Annotated in this window: 15 protein-coding genes; 1 reads left to right on the top strand and 14 read right to left on the bottom strand. The window is 74.8% G+C overall.

Features of this window, described 5'->3' with window-relative positions:
• Nucleotide 1: 1 nt before the first annotated feature.
• Nucleotides 2–562 (bottom strand): hypothetical protein, encoded by a 561-nt coding sequence (locus ACQKM2_RS09340; protein ID WP_427707991.1) that lies wholly within the window; start codon nucleotides 560–562, stop codon nucleotides 2–4.
• 205 nt (nucleotides 563–767) lie between these two features.
• On the bottom strand, nucleotides 768–1556 hold the full coding sequence (locus tag ACQKM2_RS09345) for a 4'-phosphopantetheinyl transferase family protein (protein WP_427707993.1): 789 nt from the start codon (nucleotides 1554–1556) through the stop codon (nucleotides 768–770).
• A 219-nt stretch (nucleotides 1557–1775) separates the two neighbouring features.
• Here ACQKM2_RS09345 and ACQKM2_RS09350 point away from each other — a divergent pair, with 219 nt between their 5' ends.
• Nucleotides 1776–2783 (top strand): TauD/TfdA family dioxygenase, encoded by a 1008-nt coding sequence (locus tag ACQKM2_RS09350; protein WP_427707995.1) that lies wholly within the window; start codon nucleotides 1776–1778, stop codon nucleotides 2781–2783.
• Between the two features lie 75 nt (nucleotides 2784–2858).
• Here the strand turns inward: ACQKM2_RS09350 and ACQKM2_RS09355 are convergent, their stop codons facing one another.
• From ACQKM2_RS09355 to ACQKM2_RS09410, 12 genes are all read right to left on the bottom strand, one after another.
• Nucleotides 2859–5420: an FtsX-like permease family protein gene (locus ACQKM2_RS09355; RefSeq protein WP_427707997.1), complete on the bottom strand. Its 2562-nt coding sequence runs from the start codon at nucleotides 5418–5420 to the stop codon at nucleotides 2859–2861.
• On the bottom strand, nucleotides 5420–6199 hold the full coding sequence (locus ACQKM2_RS09360; protein WP_427707998.1) for an ABC transporter ATP-binding protein: 780 nt from the start codon (nucleotides 6197–6199) through the stop codon (nucleotides 5420–5422). Before ACQKM2_RS09360 ends, ACQKM2_RS09355 begins: the two co-directional genes overlap by 1 nt.
• A 205-nt stretch (nucleotides 6200–6404) precedes the next feature.
• Nucleotides 6405–7082, bottom strand: coding sequence for a hypothetical protein (locus tag ACQKM2_RS09365; RefSeq protein ID WP_427708000.1), 678 nt, complete (start codon nucleotides 7080–7082; stop codon nucleotides 6405–6407).
• 264 nt (nucleotides 7083–7346) lie between these two features.
• Nucleotides 7347–8168, bottom strand: coding sequence for a 4'-phosphopantetheinyl transferase superfamily protein (locus ACQKM2_RS09370; protein WP_427708002.1), 822 nt, complete (start codon nucleotides 8166–8168; stop codon nucleotides 7347–7349).
• A gap of 30 nt (nucleotides 8169–8198) precedes the next feature.
• A complete protein-coding gene (locus tag ACQKM2_RS09375; protein ID WP_427708004.1) occupies nucleotides 8199–9596 on the bottom strand; it encodes an alkaline phosphatase family protein in 1398 nt (465 codons plus the stop codon).
• Nucleotides 9593–10807, bottom strand: coding sequence for a metabolite traffic protein EboE (gene eboE / locus ACQKM2_RS09380; protein WP_427708006.1), 1215 nt, complete (start codon nucleotides 10805–10807; stop codon nucleotides 9593–9595). The genes ACQKM2_RS09375 and eboE overlap by 4 nt, the downstream gene beginning before the upstream one ends.
• 20 nt (nucleotides 10808–10827) lie before the next feature.
• The gene (locus ACQKM2_RS09385; protein ID WP_427708008.1) at nucleotides 10828–11685 is read right to left on the bottom strand and encodes a TatD family hydrolase; all 858 of its coding nucleotides are present in this window, start codon (nucleotides 11683–11685) and stop codon (nucleotides 10828–10830) included.
• A 30-nt stretch (nucleotides 11686–11715) separates the two neighbouring features.
• A complete protein-coding gene (locus ACQKM2_RS09390; protein ID WP_427708010.1) occupies nucleotides 11716–12399 on the bottom strand; it encodes an EboA domain-containing protein in 684 nt (227 codons plus the stop codon).
• The gene (locus ACQKM2_RS09395; protein ID WP_427708012.1) at nucleotides 12396–13292 is read right to left on the bottom strand and encodes a sugar phosphate isomerase/epimerase family protein; all 897 of its coding nucleotides are present in this window, start codon (nucleotides 13290–13292) and stop codon (nucleotides 12396–12398) included. The genes ACQKM2_RS09390 and ACQKM2_RS09395 overlap by 4 nt, the downstream gene beginning before the upstream one ends.
• Nucleotides 13289–14281 carry an SCO3242 family prenyltransferase gene (locus ACQKM2_RS09400; RefSeq protein ID WP_427708014.1) on the bottom strand — a complete coding sequence of 331 codons (993 nt, stop codon included), beginning with the start codon at nucleotides 14279–14281 and terminating at the stop codon, nucleotides 13289–13291. The genes ACQKM2_RS09395 and ACQKM2_RS09400 overlap by 4 nt, the downstream gene beginning before the upstream one ends.
• Nucleotides 14278–15489, bottom strand: a complete 1212-nt coding sequence (locus ACQKM2_RS09405) for an inositol-3-phosphate synthase (protein WP_427708016.1) — start codon at nucleotides 15487–15489, stop codon at nucleotides 14278–14280. The genes ACQKM2_RS09400 and ACQKM2_RS09405 overlap by 4 nt, the downstream gene beginning before the upstream one ends.
• 92 nt (nucleotides 15490–15581) lie before the next feature.
• A complete protein-coding gene (locus tag ACQKM2_RS09410; protein ID WP_427708018.1) occupies nucleotides 15582–16370 on the bottom strand; it encodes a Tat pathway signal sequence domain protein in 789 nt (262 codons plus the stop codon).
• Between the last annotated feature and the right edge of the window lie 221 nt (nucleotides 16371–16591).

Here is a 16591-nt window from a genome sequence, read left to right on the forward strand (position 1 = left end):
CTCACCAGGAGCTGTGGGAGCGCGGCTGGAAGGTGCCGGCCGGCCGCAGGGCGGGCTCGATGGTCTCCCGGACGATGGTCCACACGTCGCCGACGACCCGCTCGCGCGGCGGGCGCGGCGACCGGGAGAGCGCGTCGGCGGCGATGGCCCACGCGGAGGCGACCGCGGCGGTGGCCCGGACCTCGGCGGAGGGCTTCGCGGCCTTCGCCCGGGCCCGGCCCACGTCGATGCGGAACGCGAGCTCGGCGGCCTGGGCCAGCTGGACCTCGCGGATGAGCCGGTTGACGGGGAGCGCGAAGACGGCGGGCGAGAGCGGGTGTTCGTAGACCCGGCGGACCCAGGTGGAGAAGCGCAGCCGCTCCCGCTCCTCCCAGCCGCCGCGTGCGGCCGGGCCCGGGTCGTCCTGTTCGACGGCCTCCGCGATCCGGGTGAAGTAGGCCTCCAGGTCCTCGGCGGTCAGGCCCAGCAGGGTGGTGCCGGCCGGGGCCTGGGACGCGGGCCGGCCGTGGGCGGGGTGGGCGGCGATCAGCTCTTCCACGGGGAAGAAGGACTCGATGGTCATGGCTCTGCGGGCCTTTCGCTGAGGCGGTACCGGGGCGGTCCGGCGGGGACGGGGTGCGCGGCGGGCGCGGGTGCGGGTGTGGATGCGGTGCGAGTACTGATCCGGTGTGCGGGTGCGGGTGCGGGTACTGGTACTGGTGCGGGTGCTGGTTCCGGTGCGGGTGCTGGTTCCGGTGCGGTGCGCGGAGCCGGTGCGGTGCGCGGGTTCAGGCGGCGGTCGGCCGGTCGGTGTGGTGGTGGACGGGGCCGTGCGCGGCGGGTCCCGCCGGCCGGGCCAGTGCCACCGCGATCCCGTCGAACACCCGGAGGTCCTCGACGGTCCAGGCGGTGGTCCGGCCGCGGTGGGTGTGGGTGACCCGGACGGGGCCCGTGCGGGCCGGATGGGTTTCCAGCAGGCCGAGTTCGACCCCGGACAGACCGAGGCCGGTGGCCTTGACCACGGCCTCCTTCCGGGTCCAGATCCGGTGGAAGGCCGCGTCCCGTTCGGGCCCCTGGGGCAGGGCGGCCAGGTGGGCCCGCTCGGCGGGGGTCAGGTCCGGGTCGGTGGTCGCCGAGCGGCGTACGGGCCGCAGGGCCTCGGCGTCGATGCCGATCGCGGGGCCGGCGCCGAGCGCGAAGACCCCGCAGCCGTTCGTGCGGCTCGTGCTGAGGGCGAGCGGCACCGGCGGGACGACCAGCCGGGGCGGACCGTGGCTGCCGTCGCCGCAGCCGGGACAGGCGTCCCGGCCGAGCGCGATGTCCCGGGGTTCGAGGCGGAACAGCTCCCCGAGTGCCCGGCGGACGGCGGCGCGGGAGCGGACGAAGGCCGCGGCGTCGCGTTCCGCGGGCAGGGACAGCGCCCGCCGGAACTCCTCGGTGTCCAGCAGCGGCAGGTCGGCCGGATCGGTGTTCTCGGGCGGACGCCACCACCAGACGTGGGCCTCCCCCTGGGCGCCCAGGGCGCCGGCCGCGGCGATCGCCGCGCCGTGGGCGGGGTCCTCTTCCCTCAATGCCATGAAATCCTCCCTTCTTTGCCCCCGTCGAACGGTGCGGGAACTGCGGCCGGCCGGCGGATTTCACCGGGGACAAAGCCGCCCCATAAGCATTCGGCGGGCAACTATGTCCCGCCTATACCTATTTCCGCTGCCCGTTCGGGAGTGTTTTCCATAGGAATGTGATAGGGCGCGTCCGGAAACTGACTCGGGTCAAGGCTCATCTACCCCGAGGAATTCTTCATGCCAAGGACGCGAGAGCACACGCTTACCCTTCCCGTGACCGGTACGACGCCGGACGCCGTCACCCTCACCGACGCCGAGCGCGACGAGCTGATCGCCCTGGCCTCCCGGGTGCTGGCGGCCGGCCCGGCGCTGATCGACGAGCCGGCCTGGCTGGACACCGTCCGGGACGCCTCGGCGATGCTGCCCCGCCGGATCCTCGCCGAGCTGCGCAGATTCCGGCACGACGCCGGCCCGGACGCGGTGCTGCTGCTGCGCAACGTGCCGGTGGCGGCCAGCGACCCGCTGCCGGAGACGCCGAGCGTGCCCGGTTCCGTGGAGCGGGTGCCGGCCGTGGCGTCGGCCCTGGTCACGGCGGCGATGATGCAGCTCGGCGAAGTCATCGCCTATCGCAGCGAGAAGACCGGCGCCCTGGTGCAGAACGTCGTGCCGGTGCCGGGGAGCGAGAATTCCCAGAGCAATGCGGGATCGGTTCTGCTGGAACTCCACGTCGAGAACGCCTTCCACGACAACAAGCCCGACTACGTGGGGCTGCTCTGCGTGCGCGAGGATGCGACGGGCGATGCGAAGCTGTGCACGTCCTCGATACGGCGGGCGCTCCCGCTGCTTTCCGAGCGCACGGTCGCGGTACTGGCCGCGCCCCGGTTCCTCACCGAGCCGCCGCCGTCCTTCGGCGGCCTGAATTCCGTCACGCCGGCGCACCCCATCCTGGTCGGGGACATCGAGGACCCGAACATCCTGGTGGACTTCGCCGCGACGCACCCGCTGGACGACGAGGCCGCGGCCGCCATGTCCGAGCTGCGCGAGGCGCTCATGCGGACGATGTCGGCGCTGGCGCTGCGGGTCGGCGACCTCGCCGTGGTGGACAACCGGCTCGCCGTGCACGGCAGGACCTCCTTCACCCCTCGTTACGACGGCCAGGACCGCTGGCTGCACCGGGTGTACGCGCACCTGGACCACCGGCGCAGCCGGGTGGACCGCAAGGGCGGCGGGGCGGTGCTCGACTGAGGACCGGACCGCACGCACCGAAGGCCGGAGGGCCGGCCCCCGCGAGGGGGGCCGGCCCTCCGGCCGTGGCGGCCGCTACTGGCGCGAGCCGATGACGTCCGCGGGGCGGCCGGCCAGGGCGAGCCGGCCCGGGACCAGCGTGGCCAGGGCGGTGAGCACCACCGCGAAGCCCAGCACCCCGAGGTACATCCAGGGGTCGATGGACGGGGACGCGGAGCCGGTCATCCCGATGCTGAAGGCGGTGAGCACCGCGAAGGCGATGCCGGTGCCGAGCACGGCGGAGATGATGACCACCAGGGCGGATTCGATGCGGAGCATGCCCATCACCTGCCGGCGGGTGGTGCCGACGAGCTGGAGCAGGGCGAACTCGCGGATCCGGTCGGAGACCGACATGGCCAGGGTGTTGACCACGGCGATCGCGGTGAAGGCGATGATCAGGCCCATCGCCACGTAGTTGACCTCGGCGTTGGACTGCTGGACCTCGGCCTGCAGGTCCTCGACCTGGTCGCGGTCGAGCACACCGACGCCGGGCAGGGCGCCGACGGCCTTCTGCAGCTCGCCGCGGCCGGGCTTGCCCTCGCCGGCGGTCTTGACCAGCAGCGAGGAGGCGAGCGGGTTGTCGACGTGCTTGACGACCAGTTCGTGGGACATCGTCAGGTCGCCGAAGCCGAGCCCGCGGTCGTAGACGGCCGCGACGGTCAGCTCGGTCTCGGTGCCGTCGCCCAGGGTCAGCTTCAGCTTGTCCCCCGGCTTCTTGCCGAGGTTGTCGGCGGCGACGTCGCTGAGGGCGACGGACTGGGGTCCGAAGCCGTCCAGGGTGCCGGCGCTGACACCCGGGTCCCAGGTGTGGGTCAGGCCCTGCGTGGACACGCCCTGGGCCGGGTACTTCTCCAGGCCGACGCGCACGGAGGTGCGTACGACCTCGGTCACCGCGGTCACGCCGGCGACCCGGCGGAGGCTGTCCGCGGCCTGGGCGGGCACGCCGGGGCCGGCCGAGCCGACGACCCAGTCGGCCTTGTTGCCGGCCTTGGCCTGGGCGGTGGCCGCCGCGCCCATGGTGGTCTGGACGAAGAAGACCGTGCAGGCCATGCCGATCAGCAGGGCGAGCGGGGTGACCGCCGCCGACAGCCGCTTGGTGTTGGCGCGGGCGTTGGCGGTGGCCAGGTAGCCGCCGACCCGGGAGGCCCTGAGCGGGACCCCGAGGACGGCGACCGCGATCCGGGCGATCAGCGGGCCGAGCAGCGACACCGCCACCGCGAGGACCACGACCGACAGGAAGGTCACCGGGGTGGACGCCGGTTCGCTGCGCAGCGCCGAGAGGACCGCGAGCAGGACGATGCCGCCGACCAGGAACGCGGCGCCGGCGCCGAGCCGGCCCCAGGCGAAGTTCCGCTGCTCCATGGCCGCTTCGGACAGGGCCTCGGCGGGGCGGATGCGGGCGGTGCGGCGGGCGGAGATGCGTGCGGCCGCCCAGGCGCCCAGCAGGGCCGCGCCGATCGCCGCGAAGAACGGGAAGACGCTGAAGGTGACTTCGAGGGTGTCGGGGATCGCCTTGAAGCCGACGAACTTGCCGTGCAGCCAGTAGGCGATGGGCAGGCCGGTGACCGAGCCGAGCACACCGGCGAGGGCGCCGACGATCAGTGCCTCGCGGCCGATGAGCTGGCGGACCTGCTTGGGCGTCGCCGCGATGGCGCGCAGCAGGGCCAGTTCGCGGTAGCGCTGCTGGATGGACAGGGCGAAGGTGCCGACGACCACGAGGATCGCGACGAGCAGCGAGGTGCCGCCGATGGCGCCGCCCATGGAGACCAGCTTGATGCGGGCCTTGGCGGCGTCGAGGAACTCGACCGGGCCGCGCTCGCCGCCGGTGACCACCTGGGCGGTGGTGCCGTCGAGGGCCTTCTTCACCTGCGCGGAGAGGTCCCCGGTGGACACGCCGGGCTTGGCCAGTACGCCGACCACGGCGACCTGTCCGGCGCGGCCCGAGAGCCGCTCGGCCTCGGAGTCCGAGAAGAACAGCGAGGTCTGCTGTTCCAGATCGCCTCCGGCGGGCGCGGCGATGCCGCTGACGCGGTACTTGCGGGGGGAGCCGGTGGCCTGGACGGTCAGTTCGGTGCCGGGCTTGATGCCGGCCCGGCGGGCGAGTTCGCGGTCGACGACGACCTCGTCGGCGCCGGCCGGGGCGGCGCCCTCGGACAGGGTGAAGGGGGTCAGGGCCGCGGAGGTCCAGGAGTGGCCGTAGGAGGGCTTTCCGTTGACGCCCTGGACGACCTGGCCCTTGGGGCTCACCGCGTAGGCCGGGAAGGTGACCTCGGGCAGGGCGGCCTTGACGCCGGGCAGCGAGCCGAGGGTGGCGGCGGTGTCGGCGGGCAGCCAGACCCGCTCGCCGAGCGGCTTCTCCTTCTCCTTGGTCTTGGTCTTGTCGCCCTTGTTCTTGACGGTGACCTGGTGGACGTTCTGGTCACCGCCGACGATCACCGGGGCACCGGCGTAGCGCTCGGTGCCGATCTCTCCTCTTAAACCCGTCTCCAGGAGGATGCCGCAGGCCGTGACGAGCGCGGCGGCGCAGAAGAGGGCGAGGAAGGCCCCGATGAAGCCGCCCTTGCGGGCGCGCAGGGTCTGCAGGGCATAGCGCAGCATCAGGCCCACGCTCCCAGGTGGGTCATGCGGTCGGCGACGCGGTCGGCGGTGGGGGCGTGCATCCGGTCGGCGATGCGGCCGTCGGCGAGGAAGAGGACGGTGTCGGCGTAGGAGGCGGCGACCGGGTCGTGGGTGACCATGACCACGGTCTGGCCGGTCTCGTCGACGCAGGACCGCAGCAGGGAGAGGATCTCCTTGGCGGTGACGGTGTCGAGGGCGCCGGTGGGCTCGTCGCCGAAGATGACGTCGGGGCGGGTGATCAGGGCGCGGGCGATGGCGACGCGCTGCTGCTGGCCGCCGGAGAGTTCGGCGGGCCGGTGGGTTGCGCGGCCGCCCAGGCCGACGCGGGTGAGGATCTCCTCCAGCCAGGCCGGGTCGAGGCGCTCGCCGGCCAGGCGGAGCGGAAGCTCCACGTTCTGGCGCACCGACAGGGCCGGGATGAGGTTGAAGGCCTGGAAGACGAAGCCGATGCGCTCGCGGCGCAGCTTCGTCAGCTGGGTCTCGTTCATCCCGCCGAGTTCGGTGTCTCCGATGTAGGCCTTGCCGCTGGACGGCTTGTCGAGACCGGCCGCGCAGTGCAGGAAGGTCGACTTTCCGGAACCGGAGGGTCCCATCACGGCCGTGAACGAGCCGCGTTCGATGCCGACCGAGACCCCGTCCAGGGCGCGTACGCCGCGTCCGCTCTTTCCGTACTCCTTCACGACCCCGTCCAGGCGCAGCGCGAACCCGGGGGATCCGGTGCTGCTCTGCCCACGGAGGCTGTTCGTCTGGGTCCGCATGCGCGACCAGTCCTTCCCATGCGTTTGAGGGGGGTTTGTCAGCAGCCCCATCCGCCCAAGGCGGCGGATGCAACACGCCGATCCTTGAGGGCGGGTCTATATTCCCTCTACGCGAGAAGGCCCCGGGCGCCGGTTTCCGGCCGGGGGCGGTGCCCTCCGGCCGGAACCGTGCGGTCCGGGGCCGTTCGGTGAGCGGGGAGAGCGGTCAGCGGGGGCGGCGGCGGCCGCGGGTGAGGCGGTACGCGAGGGCGGCGAGGGTGGCTGCGGCGCACAGGGCGTAGCAGGCGACGACCCAGGCGGCGGGGGTGCGGCCGGCGCCGAGTCCGTGGACCAGGCCGGCGGCCCAGCCGGCGTACGCGGCGCCGTGCAGGACGCGGAAGGGGCGGATCCAGCGGCGGGTGGCGAAGACGCCCCGCCACAGGCCCGTGAGCAGGGCGAGGACGAAGAGCTGGGCGGCCAGGGTGCCGAGGTCGACGAGGAGGTCCCCGCTCCCCCAGCCGAGTACGGCGTCGGCCGCGCCGATCTTCTGCCCGGCGACCTTGACGCCGATGTGGACGAGGAGGAAGCCGACGCCGGCCAGGCCGGCCGCGCGGTGCAGGAGCTGGGCGAACTGCCGCTGGGCGGGGGTGAGTACGTCGCGGAAGACGGTGGCGAGGCCGAGCATCACGGAGCCGGAGAGCGCGACGAGCGCGAACACGCCGGCCATCCGGTCCAGGAACTCCTGGACGGCGCCGCCGGCGAGGGGGCCCGCGCACAGCAGCAGGGCGACGACGAGCAGCCCGCCGGTGACGGCCGCGGCCCCGGGGGCGGGGGTGTGCGGGGGCCCTGGCCGGGCGGGGGCGGGGGCCGGGTCGGCGGGGCGGGTGACGGTGGGCTGAGCCATGGGAGCTCCGGGAAGGGTCGGTCCTCCGTGCGGGGAGGCGGGGTCTGCCGGTCGGGCCCGGCGGCCGGTCGGTTCGGGTCGGGCGGGCGGTTCGGCCCCGGGGCCGAACCCCGCTGCGCGGAGCGGGCCCCTCCCCGCCCTTCCACCGTTCCCAGGGGCTCCGCCCCTGACCCCGGTCCTCAAACGCCGGACGGGCTGTGGACAGCCCCGCCGGCGTTTGAGGCACGGGGGTCCGGGGGCGCTGGGGGTTCTGGCGGGGGCGGGCTACGCGGGGCGGTGGCGGTGGACCGGGCCGAGCGGGGAGCCGTCCACCGGGCGGGCCAGGGAGGCCGACCAGTTGCCGTCCAGGTCGAGGTCGTCGATCTGCCAGCGGCTGACCTCGCCCTGGTAGCCGTGCTCCACCTCGACCGGGCCGGGCGTGCCCGGGGTGACGTCCAGGGCGTTGAGGTCGATGCCGAGCAGCCCCAGCCCGACCCCCTTGAGCACGGCCTCCTTGCGGGTCCACACCCGGTGGAAGGCGGCGGTCCGCTCCGGCCCGGCGGGCAGCGACAGGATGTAGGCGTGCTCGGCGGGGGCGAGGACGACATTGGCGAGGGAGCCGGACTCCACGGGCCGCAGCGCCTCGACGTCCACGCCGATCCAGTCCCCCGCGTGCAGGGCGAGCACCCCGCAGCCGCTGGTGCGGGTCAGGCTCACGGCGAGCCCGACGGCGGGGCTCGCCACGGCCGGCGGGCCGTGCTCCAGGTCTCCGCAGCCGGGGCAGACGCGGCGGCCGAGGGCCACCGTACGGGCCTCCACCCCCAGCAGCTCGCCGATCGCGCGCCGGGCGGCGGCCCGGGTCCGGATGAACGCGGCGGCGTCCTTCTCGGCCCGGTAGCGGCGGGCGCGTACCTGCTCGACCTCGTCCAGCAGGTCGAAGTCGGCCTGGTCCACCCGGTCTTCGAGCGGCCACCACCACACGTGTGCCTCGCCCGTGGCGCGCAGTCTCGCGGCCTCCCGTGCGGCCGTTGCGGGCACGGGCAGTACACCGGTCGTGGCGGTGTGGTCGATGCGGCCGCGCACGGCGGTCAGGGTCTGGCTCGTCATCGGGTCCTCCTCTCCCCCTTGAGGGCGTTGTCAGGTCAGTCCGCCCAGGCTCAGGAGCAGGTCCTTCACCTCGGTGGCGTGGTAGCGGGGCCGCTCCAGGGACGGGTCCGAGCAGAGCAGCACGGGCGCGTCCCGGTCGTCGCCGGGCAGCCTCCCGTGGCTGCCGCGGACGCAGCCCGGGTCGAGCGGCACCACCTGGAGCGGTGCGCGCATCCCCGCCTTCTTCTTCAGCACCGCGAGGGCCGCCTTCGCCTTGACCGCCGGGTCGGCGGGGTCGAAGAACAGCTCGGCCGGGTCGTAGCCCGGCTTGCGGTGGATCTCGACGCCGCGCGCGAAGTCCGGGGCGCGGGCGTCGTCGAGCCAGTAGTAGTACGTGAACCAGGCGTCGGGTTCCGAGACGGCGACGAGCTCGCCGGCGTTCGGGTGGTCGATGCCGTGGTCGGCCTGCTGGGAGCGGTCCCAGATCTCGTCGACCCCGTCCAGGGACTTCAGTACGTCGCGCACGCGCGGGACGTCGGCCGGGTCGGCCACGTAGACGTGGGCGGCCTGGTGGTCGGCGACGGCGAACGCCCGGGAGGTGTACGGGTCGAGGTACTCCATCCCGCGCTGGGTGTAGACGGACAGCAGGCCCTCGCGGCGCAGCGCGCGGTTGATGTCGACGGGCCGGCTGACGGGCGAGATGCCGTACTCGCTGAGGGCGACGACGGTGGTGCCGCGGTCGCGCAGGTCGGCGAGGAGCGGGCCGAGGGCGGCGTCGGCCTCGCGGGCGGCGCGGACGGCCTCGGGGCTGTCGGGGCCGAACCGCTGGAGGTCGTAGTCCAGGTGCGGGACGTAGATGAAGGACAGGTCGGGGTCGCGGGTGTCGGCGACGTGCCGGGCGGCGCCGGCGATCCACCGGGTGGAGGTGAGCGAGGCCGTCGGACCCCAGTAGTTGAAGAGCGGGAACTCGCCCTGGGCGGCCGTCAGTTCGTCGCGCAGGGCGGCGGGGACGGTGTAGCAGTCGGGGGCCTTGCGGCCGTCGTAGTGGTAGACGGGGCGCGGGGTGAGGACGGTGTCGACGTCCGCGCCCATGGCCCACCACCAGCACAGGTAGGCGGTGGTGTGGTCCGGGTCGCGGCGGCGGGCGGCCTGCCAGACCTTCTCGCCGGTCACGAGGGCGTTGTGCTGGCGCCACATCATCACTTCGCCGTGGTCGCGGAAGTACCAGCCGTTGCCGACGGCGCCGTGCTCGCGGGGCAGGGTGCCGGTGGTGAGGGTGGCCTGGACGGTGGCGGTGACGGCGGGGAACACGGTGTCGAGCGCGGCGGCGAAGCCCTGCTCCCCGATGGCCCGCACGTTCGGCATGTGCGGCAGCAGCCGGGGGGTGAGGCCGACGGTGCACAGGACGGCGGTCTTGCGCCGCCGGCCGGAGGGGGTGGGGGCGGTCATGAGCCGGGCTCCTTCTGCGCGGCGGGGGCGGTCGGGACCGGGGCGAGCGCGGTGAGGCCGAGTGCGGTCAGCTCACCTGCCGTCCAGGCGAGTTCGGCGGCGATGCCCCGGGCGAGGCCGGCGGCGCCGACGGGCCGGGCCGCCTCGGGCAGCACGGACCAGGTGTACGTCTCCACCTCGACGTGGTCGGTGACGGCGCGGTCCCCGCCGAACAGGGTCCGCAGGGTGTCGCGCAGCACCGGCCGGGTGGAGGCCAGCGGCGGGGCGGGCTCCTCGTGCAGCGGCACGTGGTAGTGGATGCGCCAGGGCGCCTTGCCGGGCAGGGCTCCGGCCAGGGCGGGCCCGAGGTCGTCGGAGCCGTGGAGGCCGGTGCCGTCGGGCCCGGCCTCGCGGGTCTGGTGCAGGAAGCGCGGCTCGGCGAAGGCGGCCAGGGCCTCCCGGACCCGGGGGTCCTGCGGGTCGGTGGCCTCCAGGGCGCTGGAGGCCTGGAGCTTGACGACCTGGAGTCCGGCGGCGAGCAGCCGGCCGACGGCGGTGCCGGGGTCCTCGTGCGCGACGGCGAGGTGGCAGGCGTCCAGGCAGAGCCCGATCCGGTCGTGGTCGACGCCGGAGAGCACCGCGACGGCCTGCTCGGTGGTCTCGGCGACGCAGCCCGGCTCGGGCTCGACGGCGACGCGCACGGTGCGTCCGGTCTCGGCCTCGATCCGGGCGAGTCCGGCGGCGAGCGCGTCGAGGTTGCGGGCGGCGGCGGCCGTGCGGGTGCGCGACCAGGCGGTGCGCCAGGCCAGCGGCAGGGTGGAGACGGAGCCGCGCTCGGCGTCGTCGGGCAGCAGTCCGGCGAGGATCCGGGCCAGGTTCAGGGTGTAGTCGAGGCGGGCGGGCTCGGACCAGTCCGGGTAGTACACGGCCCGCTTGACCACGGGCGCGTGGAAGCCCCGGTAGGGGAAGCCGTTGAGGGTCACCGTCTCCAGTCCGCGGGCGGTGAGCTCGCCGCGCAGCCGGGTGACGGCGGACGGGTCGGCGGCGAGGGCGGCGGCCGCGTCCACGGGCAGCCACAGGCCGAGGCCGACGAGGGGCTCGCCGGCGGCCCGGCGGACCGGTTCGGCGTACGCGTCGAGCTGGGCGGTGATCCCCTCCAGGGTTTCGGCGGGGTGCACGTTGGTGCAGTAGGCGAGGTGGACGACGGTGCCGTCCGGGTGGCGGAAGCGCATCAGGCGTTCCTTCCTCCTGATCAGTTTCCGCCGCGGGCGATGGAGTTCCCCGCGAAGAGGCCGGCGGCCTGGACGTCGGTGTAGCCGTCGAGGCCGAGGCGGCCGGACTGGGCGTAGAAGGCGACCGGGTTGCGCCACAGCACGCGGTCCACGTCGTCCTCGTCGAAGCCGCCGGCGAGCATGGCCTCGGCGGTGGCGCGGGTGAGCAGGGGGTCGCTGTGGCCCCAGTCGGCGGCGGAGTTGACGAGGATCCGCTCGGTGCCGTGCTCCTTGAGGATGGCGACCATGCGGTCCGGGGTCATCTTGGTGTCGGGGTAGATGGAGAAGCCCATCCAGCAGCCGGAGTCGCGGACCTCGCGGACGGTGACCTCGTTGAGGTGGTCGAGGACGACGAAGCCGGGGTCGATGCCGGACTCGCGGATCACGGCGAGGGAGCGTCCGGTGCCGCCGGCCTTGTCGCGGTGCGGGGTGTGGACGAGGGCGGGCAGGGCGAACTCGACGGCGAGGGCGAGCTGGACGGCGAAGGCGTGGTCCTCGGCCTCGGTGACGGTGTCGTAGCCGATCTCGCCGACGGCGACGACCCCGTCCTTGGCGAGGTAGCGGGGCAGCAGGTCCAGTACGGGTGTGCAGCGCGGGTCGTTCGCCTCCTTGGGGTTGAGGCCGATGGTGCAGTGGTGGCTGATGCCGAACTGGGCGGCCCGGTAGGGCTCCCAGCCGAGGAGGGCGTCGAAGTAGTCGGTGAAGCTGGCGGGTGAGGTGCGGGGCTGGCCCAGCCAGAACGCGGGCTCGACCAGCGCGCGCACGCCGGCGGCGTGCATCGCCCGGTAGTCGTCCGTGGTGCGGGACGTCATGTGGATGTGCGGGTCGAAGATGCGCATGGTCGGGCTCCGGTAGGGGTTGGTGGGGCGTCAGTTGTCGAGGGTGGCCACGAGCCACAGGTCCGCGGGCACGGTGCGGTCGGCCGCGCGCCGTTCGGCGGCGAAGCCGTGGGCCATCCGGGCGAGTTCGGCGTCGCGGCGTTCGTGCAGGCCGGCCACCTTGGCGAGGGGGATGCCGGTGAACAGGCACTTGAGGACGGCCTGGCGCCAGCGGTACTGGTCGAGGTGGGCGCGGGCGTAGGGGCCGAGGGCGGCGGCGATGAGCCGGTTGTCGTTGGTGCGCAGGGCGTCGTCGGTGAGGTGCGCGGCGCGGTCGCCGACCGGCAGGAACGGCAGGGCGCGCAGGACGCCGCGGCGTTCGGCGGCGTCGCCGTGCGCGTACCGCTCGGCGGCTTGGGCGGTCAGGGCGGCGCCGGTGGTGCCGTACCGGGTCAGGGCCAGCAGCAGGAAGGTGCGTACGGCGTCCTCGACGGCCCAGTCGGCCCAGCCGGGCAGGGGGCCGCGGCCGTACTCGCGTCCGGCGGCGGGGAAGCGCCGGTCCAGGGCGGTGTGGCCTTCGGCCGCGACGGCGTCCTCGGCGGCGGTGAGGCGGCTGCGGTGTTCCTGGTCGAGGACGGAGCGCAGGGACTCCCGGAGGGTGCGCAGGGTCAGCGCGTCGTGCACGGCGCTGTCCGCGAGGGTGGCGGCGGGCGGGGCGAGGGTGGGAGCGGTCATACCGGTACGGCCTCCTTCTGTGGGGTCTGCCGCTGCGGCCGCCGGCCGGCGGCGGCGTGCAGGAAGGCGATGCTGTGGCGGGCGTACTGCGCTCCGGCGTGGCTGTGGCGCGGGAGTTCGACGGAGACCAGGCCCCGGTAGCCGGCGTCGGCGAGGGCGCGCAGGACGGGCGGGAAGTCGATCTCCCCCTCGCCGAAGGGGAGGTGCTCGTGCGTGCCCCGGCGCATGTCCTCGATCTGGACGTGGGCGAGGCGGTCGGCGGCCAGGGCCACGCAGTCGGCGACGGGCCAGGGTTCCAGGCAGCGGCAGTGGCCGAGGTCCAGGGTGAGGCGGAGGCGGTCCGGCCGGCCGAGGTCGGCCAGCAGTCTGCGGTAGCCGGCGAGGTCGGCGACGAGCATCCCCGGCTCGGGTTCGAAGGCCAGGTCGATCCCGGCGGCCTCGGCGTGCCCGAGGGTTTCGGCGCAGCCGTCGAGCAGCCGCTGCCAGGCCCGTTCGCGGGTGGTGTCCGGGTCGGGGGTGCCGCTCCAGAAGTGCACGGCCCCGGCGCCCAGGACCTCGGCGATGCCGACGGCCCGGCGCAGCAGGTCGAGGCGGAGCGCGCGGCCCGCCGGTTCGGCGGACAGCAGGGTGGGCCGGTGCTTGCGCCGCGGGTCGAGGAGGTAGCGGGCGCCGGTCTCGATCACGACGTCCAGGCCGGTGTCGTCCAGGGCCCGCCGGATCCCGTTCAGGCGTGCCGCGAGTCCTGGTGCGTACGGGTCCAGGTGCTGGTGGTCCAGGGTCAGTGCGACGCCCTCGTACCCCAGGTCGGCGAGGAGGCGCAGGGCGTCGTCGAGGCGGTGGTCGGCGAGGCCGTTGGTGCCGTACGCGAAGCGGAGCGCGGCGGGTGCGCTCATGTCGGGGAGACCTTCCGGGCGAGCCCGCGCGCCACCGGGAGGGCGGCGGCGAGCGCGGTGGCGAGTCGGGGGGCTCCGGCCCGGGCCGCCAGGGCGGCCTGGAGGGGCAGGAGGGCGTGGATGCCGGCGCCGACGGCCCGCCGCACCTCGGGAGCGGCGGGGCGGCGGACGGCCCTGGCGAGGGCGGCTCCGTAGCCGGCGCCGTAGAGGGCGAGGGCGGCGCCCTGTACGGGTCCGGTGCCGCGATGGAGGGTGCCCGCGGCAGCGGCGGCGGAGGCCAGCGCGGTCAGGGCCGCCTCGTGCGGCGGGGCGCCCGCGACCTCGTGGCGGCTGAGCCGGGTGAGGGCCAGGGTGTGGCCGGCGACGGCGGCGGCCGGTGCGAGGGCCGGGCGGGCGGGGCCGGGGCCGGTGCCGTGCAGGACGTCGAGGCCGCGGGCGGCGGCCATGACGGCGGGCCCGAGGGGGGTGTTCTTGGCCCCGAGGTCGTAGGCCCACACGGCGGCGGCCAGGGGCAGGGTCCGGGTGAGGACGGTGCGCGGCCCGCCGGCGAGGGCGGCGGCGCCCAGTCCGGCGGCGGTGAGCGCGGCGGCCGTGGCCAGGGCGGCACGGGGGCTGATCCGGCCGGACGGCAGGGGCCGTTCGGGCCGTTCGGCGGCGTCCTGCTGCCGGTCGGCCCAGTCGTTGAGGGCCATGCCCGCCCAGTAGAGGCAGACGGAGGAGCCGGCCAGGCCCAGGGTGCGGGGGCCGGTGCCGCGGCCCGCGGCCAGCGCCCCGGCGAGGACGTCGCCGGGGACGGTGATCGCGGCGGGCGCCCGGAGCAGCTCGGCGTAGGCGCGCAGGGTGCGGCGGGCCCGGAAGGCCCGGCCGGGGAAGGGCGGCAGGCGCAGCGGCCCGCCGGGGGCGGTGGTGCGGGGGGCGGGGCGGGCCGCCCGCCCGGCCGCGGCGTCGTTCGCGGCGGGGCTCAGGGCCGGGCCTGCTGCGGGGGTCACGGCCGGGCCCCGCTCAGCGGGTCCGGTCCGACCTGCGCGGGGGCGGTGGCCGGGGCGGTGGCCCAGGCGCGCAGGGTCTCGTACTGGAGGGTGAGGTTGTGCTCGGCGGAGCCGGCCGGGTCCTTGAAGAAGAAGCCGAGGGCGGCCAGCGCCCCGGCCTCGCCGCGCCGGGCGGCCAGCGCGGTGAGCCGTACGAGGTCCAGGACCAGCGGGGCGGCGAGCGCGGAGTCGCAGCCCTGCCAGGTGAACTGCATGGTCATGCGGACGCCGAGGAAGCCCTCGAAGGAGATGTGGTCCCAGGCGGTCTTCCACTCCCCCATCTCGGGGACGTTGTCGATGTGCGTCTGCCCCTGGACGGCGTGCCCGACGGTGTCCTCCAGGGCGCGCTGCTTGGACTCGGTCTTGGAGCGGGCGGCGGCCGGGTCGGCGAGGGTGGCGCCGTCGCCGCCGCCGAGGAGGTTGGTGCCGGACCAGGAGCGCAGGCGCAGCGCGCGCTGGGTGAACATGGGCGCGAGGGCGCTCTTGACGAGGGTTTCGCCGGTCTTGCCGTCGCGGCCGGCGTGCGGGACGCGGCGCAGCCGGGCCAGTTCCTCCAGGGCGGGCAGGGCGGCGCCCGCCGAGGGGGTGAAGTTGACGTAGGAGCAGCCGGCGGTGAAGGCGGCGTAGGCGTAGAGGGAGCTGGCGGGGAGGGTCACCGTGCCGGCGGCGAGGCCCGCTTCGAGGGCGGCGAGGTCCAGGAAGGCCGGGTCGGGTTCGGGCAGCGGCTCCGTGGAGGAGACGTTGACCACGACGACCTGTTCCAGGGCGTGCCGGTCGCGGAAGGCGGCCATGTCCTCGGCGAGGCGGGCGGCGGTCTCGGACTGGGACTCGCCCGGGCGGGGGGATCCGTCGCGGATCTCCAGCTCGGCGGCGGCCAGCGGGGTGTCCAGCGCCCCCAGGACGGACGCGGGCAGCACTCCCGCGTCCACGAGCTGCCGGGCCCTCGCCGACAGCGGTGTGCCGACGACGTCGTGGCCGCCGAACACCAGGTCGGCGAGGGCCGGGAGGGGTGCGTCCGCGAAAGAGGGGGTTTCGGTGACGCACCCGACGGGGGAGGCGGCACCCGCGACGACGGCGGCGGCGCCGGCGACTGCGGCCGTGGCGACCGAGCCTCGCGCGCCGACCATCCAGACGCCGATTCGGGGTGCTGATCCGGTCGTGTCTCGCATGGTGTGCCAATCCTCCTGAGCCATAAGGAACGTGGTGCCGGGGTGTGGGGTCCGGGACCCGTCCGGTACGGCGGACGGGCCCGGGGCGGTGGCTACTTGCCCAGGTCGGCCGGGTAGGGCCAGACGTCGAACGCCGCGGTGACCTTGGCGTCCGAGCGGCACAGCCACTTGGCGGTGACCTTGTTGACCGTGTGCCGGGGCAGGTGCTTGTTGTCGTTGGCGTCGTTGACCGGCTTGCCGATCGACTGGAGCTCCCAGGCCATGCCGGTGAGGCGGTTGATGTGCGCCCAGAAGCGGCGGTCGATGTCCAGCAGCTGGAAGGACTGCAGGTAGGCGTGCCAGCGGTGGTAGGCCTGGGTGGGGGTGGGCGGCGTGTAGTTCATCATGTGGACCTTGTTGCCGGCGGGGCGGCGCGGGTCGAACAGGGTGCCCTGGCCGAACTCCTGGAAGGCGAAGACGAGGCCCTTGGGGTCGCGGCCGTACCACTTGTCGTAGACCTTCTTCTGCTCGCGGGAGAGCAGTTCGAAGTGGGCGCGGTTCGGCTGGATGATCTCCGTCCAGCTGCGCGGGTAGCGGCCGCCCTTGCGGGTGGCGACCCAGGCGTCGTACGACTTGGTGAACCCGCCGAAGGGGGCGGTGATCGCCCCGACCGCGGCCTTCATCTCCGCGCTGGGGTTGTAGTACGACATCTCGTCGTAGTCGTACCAGAACTCGCTCGCCCAGCGGTCGCCCACCAGGCCCTCGACCTTGGGCAGCTCGGGGCGGTGGCGGCCGTGGGCCGCGGCCGGCGCCGCGCCGACGAGGCCGACGGTGGCTGCGGCTCCGGCGACGCCGACGGCGGTCCGCAGGACGCTCCTCCGGTCCATGGAGTTGAGCGGCATGGTCGTGCTCCTTCGGGGTCTGGCGCGGATGCGGACGGGCATTCGGGGGACTGCGATGACCTGTACTTTTCCGTGGCCCGCTATGGCCGCTCTATACGTTCCGTACGTCTGTCCGGGCCCCCGGGAACGCGGCCGCGCAGGCCCCCTGGGCGGGGGCCTGCGCGGGTTCGGGCACGGGTGCGGGCCGGTACGGGTACGGGCGGGTACGGGTACGGGCGGGT

Source organism: Streptomyces sp. NPDC004126, assembly GCF_050275515.1.
Taxonomy (GTDB): Bacteria; Actinomycetota; Actinomycetes; order Streptomycetales; family Streptomycetaceae; genus Streptomyces.